The sequence below is a fragment of the Sphingomonas sp. M6A6_1c genome, from assembly GCF_053345135.1.
Genome location: NZ_JBKEZO010000001.1, coordinates 415,941 through 429,856 on the forward strand (window position 1 = coordinate 415,941; position 13,916 = coordinate 429,856).

Sequence of the window (13,916 nt, forward strand, 5' to 3'; positions counted from 1 at the left end):
TCTGCGGCGGCACGTTCGCCGCGCGTGTCACAGGCAGCCGAGGCCGGCGAGCGTCGCCCGCACCGCCGTCTCCAGCGGCGTATGCGGCTCCTCGCCGAGCGCCGCGACCAGCCGGGCGTTGCCCAGCCGGACCGGCCGCTGCCACAGATAGCGCATCTCCATCATCTCGCGCGGGGTCGTCGCGACCAGCGCGGCGAGCCGCAGCAGCCACCACGGCAGCGGCCGGATCGGCACGCTGGGGTCGCCGAGCGCCCGCGCGATCGTCTCGACCATCCGGCGGCCGTCGCCATCCCATTGCCCCTCCATATGGAAGCGATCGAAGGCGGACGATCCCGGCCGGTCGAGCAGCCGCACCATCGTCTCGGCGACATCGGGCAGATACGCCCATTGATGGCCGACGCCACGCCGCCCCGGCTGGCGGATCACCTTCGGGCGCGCGCCGGGCGCGATCAGCCCCTGCGCGAACCAGCTGTTCGCGGCGCCCGGTCCGAAGAAGTCGCCGGCGCGGACGATCAGCACCCGCGCCTCGCCGCGCTCCGCCGCCGCCTGCAACCGCCGTTCCAGCGCCACCCGGATCGCACCCTTGCGCGTTACCGGCCGCTGCGGCGCCTCCTCGTCGATCGGATCGCCGGCATCGGCGCCGTAATTGTAGACCGTACCGGGCAGGACGATGCGCGCGCCGCTGCTCCGCGCCGCGGCGATCGTCGCGTCGATCATCGGCAGCACCAGCCGCTGCCAATTCCGATAGCCCGGCGGGTTGACCGCATGGACGATCACCTCCGCGCCGCGCGCCGCGGCGTCGACCGCCGCCGGGTCCATCGCATCGCCGATCACCGGCACGCAGCGCGGGTCGAGCCGCGCCGCGCCCTGCCGGACAAGCGCGCGCACCTGCCAGCCGTCGTGCAGCAGCCGCTGCGTCATCGCGCCGCCGATCCCGCCGGTCGCGCCCAGGATCAATGCCGTCCGCTGTGTCATCACCATCTCCATCATCGTTCGATCGATGGAATGGGCGCATCCCCGCACAACGGGAATTGTCGAAAGCCGGTGGGATGCTATACGCAAATGGATGAACAGCGAACCGAGTTGGGACGTCTATCGCAGCTTCGCCGCGGTGCTGCGCGAGGGTTCGCTGTCCGCTGCCGCCCGGGCGCTCGGCATGACCCAGCCGAGCATCGCCCGCCACGTCGACGCGCTCGAACGCGCGGTCGGCGGCACATTGTTCGTCCGGTCGCAGCGCGGGCTGTCGCCGACCGACCGCGCGCTCGCGTTGCGGCCGCATGCCGAGGCGCTGGCGGTGGCGGCGGACGCGCTGCGCCGGACCGGGACCGGCCGGCCCGACGCGGTCGACGGCGTGGTGCGGATCAGCGCCAGCCATTCGGTCGGCGTCGCGCACCTGCCGCCGATCCTCACCGCGCTGCGCCGGGACCATCCGCGCCTGATCGTCGAGCTGGCTTTGTCGAACGAGGTCGACGACCTGTTGCAGCGGCGCGCCGACATCGCCGTCCGCATGGTCGAACCCGTGCAACAGGCGCTGGTGGCGCAACGGATCGGCGCGCTCCACGTCGGCTTCCACGCGCATCGCGACTATCTCGACCGCCGCGGTGTGCCGGCCGCCGCCGCCGACCTGCGCGCACACGACCTGATCGGCTTCGATACCGAGACCCCGTTCATCCGCACCGCGATGCGCCATCTGCCCGGGATCGACCGCGACGCCTTCGCATTACGCGTCGACAGCGAGGCGGCGCAACTCGCGGCGATCCGCGCCGGGTTCGGCATCGGCATCTGCCAGGTCGCGATCGCCCGCACGGATCCCGCGCTGGTCCGCCTGCTGCCCGACGTGCTCGACCTGCCGCTGCCGGTATGGATCGTGATGCACGAGGATCTGCGCCGCGGCGAACGCTATCGCGCGGTCTTCGACGCGCTGGTTCAGGGCCTCTCCGCCGTCGCCGCGAACGGCTGAGGCAGCGCCTCGCCCGCCACCGGTCGCTTGAAGCGGATCGTCGCGCGCAACCCGCGCCCGTCGTCGCCCGCGCCGATGTGCAGCCGCCCGCCGTGCGCCGCGGCGACGCGCTGGACGATCGACAGGCCCAGGCCGAAGCCCTCGGTACGCGCGGTGCCGGCACGCCAGAAGCGCGTCGCCATCCGTTCGAGATGCGCCGCGGCGATCGGCGGGCCGTCGTCGCCGACGCTCACCTCCGGCCCCGGCCCGACCCGCACGGTGATCCGCGTCCCCGGCGGCGTATGCCGGGCGGCATTGTCGATCAAATTTTCCAGCGCCAGGCCGATCGCCCCGGCATAGCCGGGCAGCGCCGGCGCGTTGCGATCGTCGAGCGCGATCCGCCGCCCGCCCGCGATGATCGCCGGCGCGCGGTCCGCGACCACGTCGGCGGCCACCGCGATCAGGTCGATCGCCGCCCCCGCGCCCTCGATCGGCCGTTCGAGTTCCGCCAAGACGAGCAGTTGCGCGATCACCCGCGCCGCGCGATCGACCTCGGCGAGCAGCTTCCGGCGGATGGCCTCGTCGGGGATCGCATCGGCGCGCAGCCGGATCGTCGCCAGCGGCGTGCGCAGCTCGTGCGCGACGTCGGCGGCGAAGGCGGTCTGCGCGGCGAACGCCTGTTCGAGCCGGTCGAGCGCGGCATTGGTCGCCGCCGCGAGCGGCTCGACCTCCCACGGCAACGTGCCGTGCGGCAGCCGCCGGTCGAGCGTCTGCGGGCCGATCGCCGCGGCGATGTCCGACGCCGCGGTCATCCGCCGGGTCAGCCGCCGCGTCAGGCCGACGCCGACCAGCGGCAACAGCACGACCAGCGGCAGCAGCAGCAGCGCGAAGCGGGCGAGGAAGGCGTCGACGATGTCGTCCGCCACCACCTCCGGCGCGGCATCGTCCTGCGCCACCACCACCCAGCGCCCGCCCGCCGGCCGGCTCACCGCCGCCAGCGTGCCCCGCCGCACGATCCGCAACTGCCGGTCGAGCGGCACCGCGGCGATGATCGCCGGCCGCGACCGCCCGCGCTGCGCGAGGATGCGCCGGCCGCCATCCACCACGGTCAGCGTCAGCCCGCCCGCCAGGATGTCGGCCGCCTCGATCGCCTGGCCGGGATCATGGTCGCGCAGCAGCGTCGCGACCCCCTCGGCCTGCTGGCGCAGCACGTCGCGCTGGTAGTGATGCGCGACGCGATGCAGCATCATCGCGCCGAGCGGCAGCATCGCCGCCGCGATCAGCGCGGTGACGCCGTGCAGCAGCGCGAACTGCCCGGCGAGCGAGCGCGGCGCGCGCAGCCTCACGCCGCGGCGCGGAGCAGATAGCCGACGCCGCGCACCGTCTCGATCCGCGCGCCAGTCTCCGCCTCGTCGAGCCGCTTGCGCAGCCGGTGGACATAGACCTCGACCGCGTTCGAGCCGAGGTCGCCGCCGGCGCCGAACAGATGATCCTCGACCAGGCGCTTGGGCACGACGTTGCCGCCGCGGCGCAGCAGGAGTTCGAGCAATTCGGTTTCGCGCGCCGACAGCGGCAGCAGGGTCTCGCCGACCCGCGCCACCCGCGTCTCGACGTCGAACGCCAGCCGCGCGCAGCTCAGCGACGCGCCGAGATAGCCGCCCTGCCGGCGCAGCACCGCGAGGATGCGCGCGTGCAGCTCGTCGGGATCGAACGGCTTGACGATATAATCGTCGGCGCCGCCGTGCAGCCCGCGGATACGCGCATCGACGCTGCCGCGCGCGGTCAGCGCCAGCACCGGGCGGACGTTGCCGCCCGCGCGCATCCGCCGCAGCAGCGCGAGCCCGTCGCCGTCGGGCAGGCCGAGGTCGAGCAGCACCGCGGCATGGTCGATCGCGGCGAGATACGCCTCCGCCTCCTCGATGCTGGCGGCATGGTCCACCGTCATGCCGCGCTGGCGCAACGCACCGGTCAGCGCGTCGGCGAGCGCGGCATCGTCCTCGATCAGCAAAATCCGCAAACTTCCTCCCGCGCCGCAGCATTCGTCAGCGTGCTGTAAGCCAGCCCGCCTATCGGCTCCAGGCTTCATCGCATGCGCAGGTCCCCGATGCACGCCACCGAACACCCCGAACCCCTCGCCCCCGCCACCACGCTGTCCCGATCGGCGCAATGGCGCTGGCTGGGTATCGTCGCGGTCGTGCTGGCGGGCGTGGTGCTGCTCGTCCTGCTCGTCGGCAAGCTCACCCATCATGAGGAGACCGCGCCGCCGCCCCCGCCGCCGGGCACCTTTCGCCCGAGCAAGGACCAGATGGCGACGCTCACCACGATGCGGGTCGGCATGGGCGCGTCGGACGCGCGCACGCTGGCCAGCGGCGCGATCACGGTAGACGGCGACCACAGCACGCCGGTGCTGATGCCCTATACCGGGCAGATCGTCCGCGTGCTGGTCGACGCCGGCCAGCGCGTCACGCAGGGGCAGCCCTTGCTGCTCGTCCGCACCAGCGACTTCGTCGACGGCCGCAATGCGCTGTTCGCGGCGCGCGCCGCCTATCAGAACGCGCAGGCGCAGCTCGCCACCGCGCAGCGCACCGCCGAACGCCAGCGGCTGATCTACGAGACCGCGGGCGGCGCGCAGAAGGACTATCAGCAGGCGCAGACCGATCTCGCCGCGGCACAGGCGACCGCACGCACCGCCGCCGCCGCGCTCGGCGCCGCGCGCGACAAGCTCGCCGTGCTCGGCAAGTCCCCGGCGGAGATCCGCCAGCTCGAAGGGGCCGGCGAAGTCTCCGGCATCCACGACGTCACCACGCTGCACGCGCCGATCAGCGGCCTGATCGCCTCGCGCGACGTCTCCGCCGGCCAATACGTCAGCCAGGGCGGCGACAAGCCGGTGATGACGATCACCGATCCCTCGCGCGTCTGGCTCGTCGCGCAGGTCGCCGAGAGCGATGCCGAGGCGATCCACGTCGGCGATTCGGCGACGGTGACCACCCCCGCGCTGCCCGGCCGCCGCTTCCAGGCGCGCATCGACCTCGTCGGCGCCGCGCTCGATCCGCAGACCCACCGCCTGCCGGTCCGCGCCGCGATCCCCAACCCCGACGGCGCGCTCAAGCCGCAGATGTTCGCCAGCTTCCAGATCCACCGCGCGCAGGCCGGCGACGCGATCCGCGTCCCCGCCGCCGCGGTGATCCACGAGGGCGACCAGGCGCGCGTCTGGGTGGTCCGCCCCGACGGCCTGCTCGTCGCGCGCGACGTCGTCGCCGGTGACGCGCAGGACGGCCGGGTCGTCATCGCAAAGGGGCTCAATCCCGGCGAGCGCATCGTCACCGCCGGCGCGCTGTTCGTCAACGAGGCGGGGATCGGCGAATGAACCGCATCGTCGCTTTCGCCCTGCGCCAGCGGCTGCTCATCGTCGGCGTCTTCGTCGCGATGCTCGCCGCCGGCGTGATCGGCTTCGTCAACCTCAATATCGAGGCCTATCCCGATCCCGTCCCGCCGATGGTCGAGGTGATCACCCAGACGCAGGGCCTGTCCGCCGAGGAGATGGAGCGCAACGTCACCATCCCGATCGAGGTCGGCATGGCGGGCATCCCGCACCTCACCGCGATCCGCGCGATCAGCCTGTTCGGCCTGTCCGACATCAAGATCCAGTTCAGCTACGATTTGACTAACGACCAGGCCAAGCAGCAGGTGATCAACCGCCTGTCGCAGCTCCCGCCGCTCACCGGCGGCGCGCAGCCGACGCTGTCGCCGACGAGCCCCGTCGGCGAGATCTACCGCTACAAGATCAGCGCGCCCAAGGGCTATTCGGTGATGGACCTCAAGACGTTGCAGGATTGGGTACTGCAACGCCGGTTCAAGCGCATCCCCGGCGTGATCGACGTCACCGGCTGGGGCGGCAAGCTGCGCGCCTATGACGTGGTGATCGACAACGACCGGCTCGCCGCGCACAACGTCACCGTCAGCCAGGTGCTCGCCGCGATCGCGAAAAGCGACGGCAACGTCGGCGGCCAGACGATCAACTTCGGCAGCCAGGCGGCGATCGTCCGCGGCGTCGGCCTGATCCAGACGCCCTCGGCAATCGAGAACGTGCTCGTCGGCACCGCCGGCGGCCAGCCGGTGCAGATCAGGGACGTCGCCCGGGTGACGATCGGCAACAGCCCGCGGCTCGGCATCGCCGGCTACAACGACCAGGACGATATCGTGCAGGGCATCGTGCTGATGCAGCGCGGCGCCCAGTCGATGCCGACGATCCAGGCGGTGCAGAAGGAGGTCGCCAACATCAACGATTCGGGCGTGCTGCCGCCCGGCGTCCATCTCGACCGCATCTACGACCGGTCGGACCTCATCCACCTCACCATCCACACCGTGCTCGAGAATATGGTGGTCGGCATCCTGCTGATCTTCGCGCTTCAATGGCTGTTCCTCGGCAATCTGCGCAGCGCGATCATCGTCGCCGCCACCATCCCCTTCGCGCTCGCCTTCGCGATCCTGATCCTCGTGCTGCAGGGGGAAAGCGCCAATCTGCTTTCGGTCGGCGCGCTCGACTTCGGCCTCGTCGTCGACGCCTGCGTCATCATGGTCGAGAATATCTTCCGCCACATGGTCGAACGCTCGGCCCACGTCGAAAGCGGCCGCGGTCACTATACGCTCGCCAACCGCTTCTCCGCCGTGCTCGGCGCGAGCAGCGAGGTCAGCCGCGGCATCTTCTTCGCCGCCGCGATCATCATCGCCAGCTTCCTGCCGCTGTTCACGCTGACCGGCGTCGAGGGCCATATCTTCGGCCCGATGGCCAAGACCTATGCCTATGCGATCACCGGCGGCCTGCTCGCGACCTTCACCGTCGCACCGGTGCTCGCCACCCTGCTCCTCCCCGACAAACTGTCCGAGGTCGAGACCTGGATCGTCGGCAAGCTGCGCCGCGCCTACGAACCCGCCGCCGCCTTCGCGCTCGGCAACCGGGTGCTGGCGCTGGGCGGCGCGGCGCTGATGCTGCTGATCGCGGTGATCGGCGTGCGCACGCTCGGCATCGAATTCCTGCCGCACCTCGAAGAGGGCAATATGTATATCCGCGCCACGCTGCCCGGCTCGATCAGCCTGGAGGCGGGCGACCCGACGGTGAACGGCATCCGCCGCATCATCGCCGGTTATCCAGAGACGACCGCGGTGCTCTCCGCGCACGGCCGCCCCGACGACGGCACCGACGCGACCGGCTTCTTCAACGCCGAATTCTTCGTGCCGCTCAAGCCCGCGGACGAATGGCCACACGGCGTCACCAAGGAGACGCTGATCGCCGAATTGTCGAAGAAGCTCGCCGCCAAATATCCCGGCGTCGACTTCTCCTTCTCGCAGATTATCGAGGATAACGTCGAGGAGGCCGCATCGGGCGTGAAGGGCGCCAATTCGATCAAGCTGTTCGGCCCCGATCTCGCGACGCTCGAAAAATACGCCAACCAGATCAAGGACCAGATGAGCCAGGTGCGCGGCATCGAGGATCTCGGCGTGTTCCAGTCGCTCGGCCAGCCGACGGTGCGCGTCGACGTCGATCGTGCCCGCGCCGCGCGCTACGGCCTCACCCCCGACGACGTCAACGCGACCGTCGCCGCGGCGGTGGGCGGCAGCTCGTCCGCCGACCTGTACGAGGCCGGCACCGACCGCCACTTCCCGATCATCGTCCGGCTGAAGCCCGAACAGCGCGATTCGCTGGAGGCGATCCGCCGCATCACGATCGGCGCGCCCGCATCCGACGGCAGCAACACCACGATCCAGGTGCCGCTGTCCGAGGTCGCCGACGTCCACCTCACCTCGGGTGCCTCGTTCATCTACCGCGAGCATCAGGAGCGCTACATCCCGATCAAATTCTCGGTGCGCGGCCGCGATCTCGGCGGCGCGGTCGACGAGGCGCGCGCGCGGATCACGCAAAAGGTCCATCTGCCCGCCGGCTACCACCTCGAATGGGCGGGCGAACTCGACAATCTCAACAACGCCATCGCCCGGCTGGAGATCGTCGTACCGATCAGCCTGCTGCTGATGCTGCTGCTGCTCTACGCCAATTTCGGCTCGATCCGCGACAGCCTGCTCGCCTTCGCGGCGATCCCGATGGCGGTGGTCGGCGGCGTGCTCGCGCTGGCGCTGACCGGCACCGCGTTCAGCATCTCCGCGGCGATCGGCTTCGTCGCGCTGTTCGGCATCGCGGTGATGGACGGCATCCTCGTCGTCACCACCTTCAACAATGCGGTGGACGAAGGCGTCGACCGCGCCGCGGCGATCGGCACGACGGTGCGCCACAGCCTGCGCCCGGTGGTGATGACCTGCCTCGTCGCGGCGATCGGCCTGCTGCCCGCCGCGCTGTCGACCGGCATCGGCAGCCAGGTGCAAAAGCCGCTCGCACTCGTCGTCGTCGGCGGCATGGCGCTCGCGCCGCTGCTCATCCTGCTGGTGCTGCCGGTGCTGATCGACCGCTTCTCGAAGCGCGTCCCGCCGGAGGATCGCGGCGCGCACGGTCGCGACGTCGGCCACGCGCCGCCGCACGGCGATGCCGCCGGGCCGGAGGTGCTGGCATGAGCCGCGCCCTCGTCCTGCTGCTCGCCTGCGCCACCGCCGCCTGTGCAAGCGGACCGCATGATCTCGACGCGCACGCACCGCTGCCCCCCGCCGCTACCCCGGCGCCGATCGTACCGGCGACGGGCACGCCGCAGACCTTTACCGCCGCGCCGGCGCGCGCCGATTGGTGGACCGCCTTCGCCAGCCCGCAACTCGACGCGCTCGTCGCCGAGGCGCTCGCGCACAACAACGACATCGCCAGCGCCGATGCCTCTCTGCGGCAGGCCCGCGAACTGGCCGGTGCCGCCGCCGGCGCCGCATTGCCACAGGTCGATGCCGGCTATCAGGCGGAACGCGCCCGCGTGTCGAACGCACTCTCGCCGCCGGTCGCCGATCAGGCGCAGCAACTCTACACGTTGCACACCGCGCAGGTGACCGTCAGCTACGCGCCCGATCTGTTCGGCGGCACCCGCTCGCGGGTGCGCTCGACGCGCGCCACGGCGGAGGTGCAGCGCCAGCGCTTCGGCGCCGCGCGCACCACCGTCGTCGCCAACGTCGTCCAGGCGGTGATCCTGCGCGCCGCATTGGCGGATCAGATCACGGCCGCGCAGACCGCGGTCGCGGTCAACCGCGACATCCTCAACAGCCTGCTCCGTCGCCAGCAGCTCGGCGCGATCGGTGCCGCCGACCTGGCGACACAGCAGACCGCGCTCGCCACCGCCGAGGGCGCCTTGCCGCCGTTGATCCGGCAGGAGGCGCACCAGCGCGTCGTCATCGCGACATTGCTCGGCCGTGCCGCCGGCGCCCCCTTGCCGGCGCTGCCCTCGCTCGCGGCGCTGACTTTGCCCGCAGACCTGCCCGCGGTGCTGCCCTCCGACCTCGTCGCGCGGCGGCCGGACGTGCTGGCGGCGCGCGCGCAGCTCGAAGGCGCCGGGGCCGACGTCCGCACCGCGATCGCGGCGCGCCTGCCGTCGATCACGCTCAGCGGCAATGCCGGCGGCTCCGCGCAGCGGTTCGGCGACATGTTCAAGGATGGCAATCCGTTCTGGACGCTGATCGGCGGCATCACCCAGCCGATCTTCCACGCCGGCGCGCTAAGACACCAGCAGCGCGCGGCGGAGGCGGCGCTCGACGGCGCCAAGGCCGCCTATCGCAACGCGGTGCTGCAGGCGTTCGGCGACGTCTCCGACGCGCTCACCGGCCTCGCCACCGACGCCGGCGCGCTCGATGCGGCGACGCGCGCCGCGGACGCCTCGGACCGCGCGCTGACCTACGTCCGCCGCCAGCTCGCGCTCGGCGACGTCGGCACGCTCGCGCTGCTCAACGCCACCGCTGCCGACGCGCAGGCCCGTGCGCAACTCGTCCAGGCGCGTGCCGCCCGGCTGACCGACACCGTCGCGCTGTTCCAGGCGAGCGGCGGCCCGGTCGCCACGACGCGCTGATCCGCAAAGCGGCCGGGGCGGCAAGGCGATCGCCGCCCCGGCACCGCTCGAATAGTCATACTGCTTGCAACGGTTATCGAGCGATTCGCGCAACTTTGCGCCGCCAGTAGGATGCAGCTGCCGTCATCCCCCTGATCGCCAAAGAACAATCCGCAGGCCTGTCCTACATCTTCGTCGCAGTGGTAGGCGTCCGCAAACAGCGCTCATGCTCTTTCTCATCGCGACCACGACATAGGTTCAAGAATGGAAACGATGAGGGGCTGATCGTTTCCATTAAGGTGTCCATCTTGTCCATGTCGTCCAACACGACGAGCCCGTCACAAGCACTGGACCGACGCATTTTGGCAAGCTGGCGCAGCGACCTCGACACCCATCGATCCGTCACCCCGGACGTGATCCGGGGTCCCGCTACGTCCTGTAACGATGCCGATCGAGAAGAAGCGAGACGAAAGGCCAAGCCCAGCGTTACGAAATCGAAGCGCTCCGACTTCACTAAACGTCGACCCGCCGGCCCCAGAATCAACAAGGGGAGCCGAAGCTCCCCTTGCGTCACGTTCCGATCGACGGCGCCGCGAAGGCACCGCCGGTCTGCGAACGATCTTAGTTGCTGTCGCTATTGTCGTCGTCGGCGACGATCACGATGCCAGCAACGACGGCAGCCGCCGCGACGAGCGCGATGATCAGACCGCCACCGGCGAGCTCGTTCTTCTTGGCCGAAACCGAACCGGTGCGAACCGACTTGGCAACCGACAGGCTCGCCGCCGGGTTGGCAGGAGCAGCGGCGGCCGGAGCGACGGCCAGGGCGGCTGCAGCAGCCGCCATCAGATACTTGGCAACCATGATGGTCTCCCCTCTACGTAGTGAGCCGTCCCCTTGGCAGCGAGCCGAAGAAAACACAATCCGAAAAGTTCGCGCTACCATCAAATAGGCGATGAATTGCACCGTGCGGCACGACGAACCGCCCGCGTTACGACCGATGAGGCAGCAATAGCGGTTGCCTATCCCACGCAAAGCAAAGCTTGCTTGTCAGGACTGGGCCAATGCGGAAGATGCCGGCAGCAAGGTGGTTTGTTGCACTTTGAAGTCGCGATCTTAATCTTGCGGCAACATCTGCCGCGACGACGATTGCTTTGCCGGTCGGGGCGTCAGGTGGCCGCATCCGCCGCCGCGACGATGTCGTCGATGTCCGCCGGCTTCACCCCGAGCGCGTCGAGCAGATCGAACATCAATGCCCACCACGTCCAGAATTGTGCGAGATCGTCGCGGCTGCGCACATAGGGCGTATGCCCGGGCACCAGGCTCGGCGAATGGAAGGAGAAACTGATCAGCCGCTGCCCCTCCTCCTCCACCGCGACGCGGACGGCGGCCAGGGCATCGGCGATCGGCATATCCTCGGGCGTCAGCGCCACCCGCTGCAACAGCCCCGTACGCGCCATCGCGCCCCGCCCGCGCGGCACGCGCGCCAGCGCGGGATAGATCGCCGCACCCTGCCGGCGCAGCCGCCCGGTGAATACGGTGGTCAGCGGCACCTCGACCAACGATCCGATCCGGAACGCGTCATTGCCCACCGCCGTGAAATCCGGCCCGAGGTCTCTGCGATAGTCGTAGCGCGCCCGCATCGAACTCTCGACGCGATAACCGCGATCCGCGAGCAGCCCGGCGGTCGCCGGCCCGATGCCATAGCGCCCGGCACGATAGGCGAGCGGCGGCCGCCCGAACGCCTCGGTCAGCAGACCGGTCAGGCTGTCGAGCTTGCCCGCCTCCAGCGCCGGCGACAGATTCCCCGCATAACTGTCGCCAGCCACCGGCGTCGCATAAGGCGGGGTCACCCAGGCATGAAGCTGCGCCCCCAGCGACGCGCGCCCGTCCGCCAGCACCCCGCGCAGGATCTCCACCGCCGCCGCATCGCTCGCCACGGGATGATCGACCATATAGGCCGGCCCGATCCCCCGCTCCGCAAAGCGCGCATGCGCATCGGGCAGCGCGCGCATCGCCGTGACCGCGCGATGCGCCGGATCGAGCGGCGCCGACCAGTCGAACTCCTCCTCGACATCGACGAATACGACGAAGCGGCGCCCGAACGTCGCCGGCCAGCGGATCAGCGCCTCGCGCGCCGGCGCAGCCACCCGATACGGCGAAGCGGCGCCGCCTCGCCCGGTCAATGCGTCGCCTGCGCCACCGTCTCGTCGACCGCTGCGGGCAGCCGCAGCGTCAGGAGATGCTCGCCGAACACCAATTCGCCGCCCAGCTCGACCGCGAGATTGCGCGCCAAGCGCAGCGCGAAGCCGGTGCCGAGCAGCGGCGCGCCTTCGGTGTCGGTCGGTCCCGCGCCCTCGCTGTCGAGGCTCAGCAACGCCTCCTCGCCATCGGCGGACAGCGCCAGCGGCCGGGCGAAGCAGATCGCCACCTGCCCGTCGGGCGCCGGCGCCTCGGCGATATCGATCCGCTCGCCCGCCACCGCCGCCGCGGTCAGCGCCGCCAGCAACCGCGACAACAGCCGCTCCAGCGCGCGATCGTCGCTCAGCGCGGCATGGTCGCCCATCGGGTGGATATCGAGCACCGTGCCCCGCAACGCGGCCAATGGCGCGAGGTCCTGCGCGATCCGCTCCAGCAGCGGCTCGAGCGCGACCGGGCCGGGCCGCAGATCGAGCGCCTTGCCCTCGATCCGCGCGGCGGTGTCGAGATCCTCGATCGCGCCGAGCAGGCTCGCCGCCTGCTGGCGAATGGTCACCGCATGTTCGCGATAGACGGGCGCGACCGGGCCAAGCAATTGTGCCTCGATCAGCTCGGCGAAGCCCGCGATCGCATTGGTCGGCGTGCGTAGCTCATGAACCAATTGGCGCAGTGAATCGGACACCATCTTGCGCGGCGAGAGACTCGCCTCCTCGTCGGCGCGCGGCCGGCGGGCGATCGCGACATAGCCGGTGAAGCGCCCGCTCTCGGCATCGAATTGCGGCGTGCCGGCGACGCGCCATGCCCCCGCCGCATCCGAATGACCGCCGACGTCGAGCCGCGCGCCGGCGAAACGCTGGCGCTGGCGCAATGCCCCGGTGATCACCGCGTCGACGCGGACCTCCCCCTGCGGCAGGCCGACCGCGAGCGAGGCACCGATCAGCGCGCCCCGCGTCACACCATCCACCGCGCGGATGATGCCGAGATGGTCGGTATCGAAATGGAAATAGCTCGGCGGCTCGCTCGCGACCGCGGCGATCGGCTCGTTGGGGTCGCGCTGCTTCTGGAAGGCGTCGATCCGCGCGACGAGATCGGCGATCTGGAAACCACCTTCGGCATCGGGTTCCGGTGGCGGCGGCGGCGCGGGTGGTTGGGGCTGCGGGAAGAGCGCGACCGTGTCCGTTGGCGTCACCGGCTCGGCCAGGTCATTGGCCGGAGCCGGCGCATCGTAGCGCAGCACGAAATCCGCCGGACCGAAACTGGCAAGCCCGCGTTCGACCGCGCCCGGCAGGTCGCGGCGATGGCGTAGCAGGGCGCGGCCGTGTGCATCGAGCCGGGGCAGCAGCGCGAGCCAGTCCAAATCCGCCAGTTGCGCGGTGCGCAGCAACGGCGCGGCGACCTCAATCGCATCCTCGGCGAAGAAGCCGATCAGCGCCGCGGGCGGGCGCGCGAAGGCCAAGGCGCGCGCACTCGCGGCGCGAATCGCCAGCGGCACCACCGATCGCAGCTCGCGCAGCCGGTCCAGCGACGCCGCATCCGCGGGGATACGCCCGCGCCCCATCAGGTCGGTCAGCTGCCGCCACGCCGATTGCGCGCCGAACCCACTCTCCATGTCGGCCGAAAGCACCGTTTTCAGGCTATCGTCGAAACGCACACCAACTCCTGGAGACCGCCCCACCTGAACGATGTGCGCGCTGATCCCTTAACGATCGGGGCACGCGAGAGGAACTGCCGATTTGTCGGCTGCCGGCGACACGTCGCATAGTGGGACAATTGCGTTGCGCCGCAATTTTCTTATGCTTAGGGGGAGCCGCCGTTTACAT

General features: G+C 70.7%; 10 protein-coding genes. 4 read left to right on the top strand and 6 right to left on the bottom strand.

Translation table 11 applies throughout. The annotated features are described in order from the left end of the window. Positions 1-27: 27 nt before the first annotated feature. Entirely contained in the window at positions 28-975 is a 948-nt protein-coding gene (locus ACLBWH_RS01890) for an NAD-dependent epimerase/dehydratase family protein (RefSeq protein ID WP_447796375.1), read from the bottom strand. 91 nt (positions 976-1,066) lie between these two features. Between ACLBWH_RS01890 and ACLBWH_RS01895 the strand changes: the two genes are divergently transcribed. Further along, positions 1,067-1,960, top strand: a complete 894-nt coding sequence (locus ACLBWH_RS01895) for a LysR family transcriptional regulator (RefSeq protein ID WP_447796377.1) — start codon at positions 1,067-1,069, stop codon at positions 1,958-1,960. On the opposite strand, the gene ACLBWH_RS01900 is transcribed toward ACLBWH_RS01895, so the two are convergent. After that, positions 1,927-3,285 (bottom strand): sensor histidine kinase, encoded by a 1,359-nt coding sequence (locus tag ACLBWH_RS01900; protein WP_447796379.1) that lies wholly within the window; start codon positions 3,283-3,285, stop codon positions 1,927-1,929. The genes ACLBWH_RS01895 and ACLBWH_RS01900 overlap by 34 nt on opposite strands. After that, positions 3,282-3,956 carry a response regulator gene (locus tag ACLBWH_RS01905; protein WP_447796380.1) on the bottom strand — a complete coding sequence of 225 codons (675 nt, stop codon included), beginning with the start codon at positions 3,954-3,956 and terminating at the stop codon, positions 3,282-3,284. Before ACLBWH_RS01905 ends, ACLBWH_RS01900 begins: the two co-directional genes overlap by 4 nt. A gap of 87 nt (positions 3,957-4,043) precedes the next feature. On the opposite strand from ACLBWH_RS01905, the gene ACLBWH_RS01910 reads away from it, so the two are divergent. The 3 genes from ACLBWH_RS01910 to ACLBWH_RS01920 are packed head-to-tail and all read left to right on the top strand — an operon-like array spanning position 4,044 to position 9,921. Further along, positions 4,044-5,306 (top strand): efflux RND transporter periplasmic adaptor subunit, encoded by a 1,263-nt coding sequence (locus tag ACLBWH_RS01910; protein ID WP_447796691.1) that lies wholly within the window; start codon positions 4,044-4,046, stop codon positions 5,304-5,306. Next, positions 5,303-8,500: an efflux RND transporter permease subunit gene (locus ACLBWH_RS01915; RefSeq protein WP_447796382.1), complete on the top strand. Its 3,198-nt coding sequence runs from the start codon at positions 5,303-5,305 to the stop codon at positions 8,498-8,500. Before ACLBWH_RS01910 ends, ACLBWH_RS01915 begins: the two co-directional genes overlap by 4 nt. Further along, the gene (locus ACLBWH_RS01920) at positions 8,497-9,921 is read left to right on the top strand and encodes an efflux transporter outer membrane subunit (RefSeq protein WP_447796384.1); all 1,425 of its coding nucleotides are present in this window, start codon (positions 8,497-8,499) and stop codon (positions 9,919-9,921) included. Before ACLBWH_RS01915 ends, ACLBWH_RS01920 begins: the two co-directional genes overlap by 4 nt. 600 nt (positions 9,922-10,521) lie before the next feature. On the opposite strand, the gene ACLBWH_RS01925 is transcribed toward ACLBWH_RS01920, so the two are convergent. From ACLBWH_RS01925 to ACLBWH_RS01935, 3 genes are all read right to left on the bottom strand, one after another. Further along, a complete protein-coding gene (locus ACLBWH_RS01925; protein ID WP_171009465.1) occupies positions 10,522-10,761 on the bottom strand; it encodes a hypothetical protein in 240 nt (79 codons plus the stop codon). 305 nt (positions 10,762-11,066) lie between these two features. Next, positions 11,067-12,047: a polysaccharide deacetylase family protein gene (locus tag ACLBWH_RS01930; protein ID WP_447796385.1), complete on the bottom strand. Its 981-nt coding sequence runs from the start codon at positions 12,045-12,047 to the stop codon at positions 11,067-11,069. Between the two features lie 32 nt (positions 12,048-12,079). Further along, positions 12,080-13,747, bottom strand: a complete 1,668-nt coding sequence (locus ACLBWH_RS01935) for a sensor histidine kinase (protein ID WP_447796387.1) — start codon at positions 13,745-13,747, stop codon at positions 12,080-12,082. Positions 13,748-13,916 lie beyond the last annotated feature (169 nt).

What these genes read in the sequence shown, in the direction of transcription:
- ACLBWH_RS01890 (WP_447796375.1), bottom strand. Translation starts at nt 975, where the DNA reads ATGACACAGCGGACGGCATTGATCCTGGGCGCGACCGGCGGGATCGGC.
- ACLBWH_RS01895 (WP_447796377.1), top strand. Translation starts at nt 1,067, where the DNA reads ATGAACAGCGAACCGAGTTGGGACGTCTATCGCAGCTTCGCCGCGGTG.
- ACLBWH_RS01910 (WP_447796691.1), top strand. Translation starts at nt 4,044, where the DNA reads ATGCACGCCACCGAACACCCCGAACCCCTCGCCCCCGCCACCACGCTG.
- ACLBWH_RS01915 (WP_447796382.1), top strand. Translation starts at nt 5,303, where the DNA reads ATGAACCGCATCGTCGCTTTCGCCCTGCGCCAGCGGCTGCTCATCGTC.
- ACLBWH_RS01920 (WP_447796384.1), top strand. Translation starts at nt 8,497, where the DNA reads ATGAGCCGCGCCCTCGTCCTGCTGCTCGCCTGCGCCACCGCCGCCTGT.
- ACLBWH_RS01925 (WP_171009465.1), bottom strand. Translation starts at nt 10,761, where the DNA reads ATGGTTGCCAAGTATCTGATGGCGGCTGCTGCAGCCGCCCTGGCCGTC.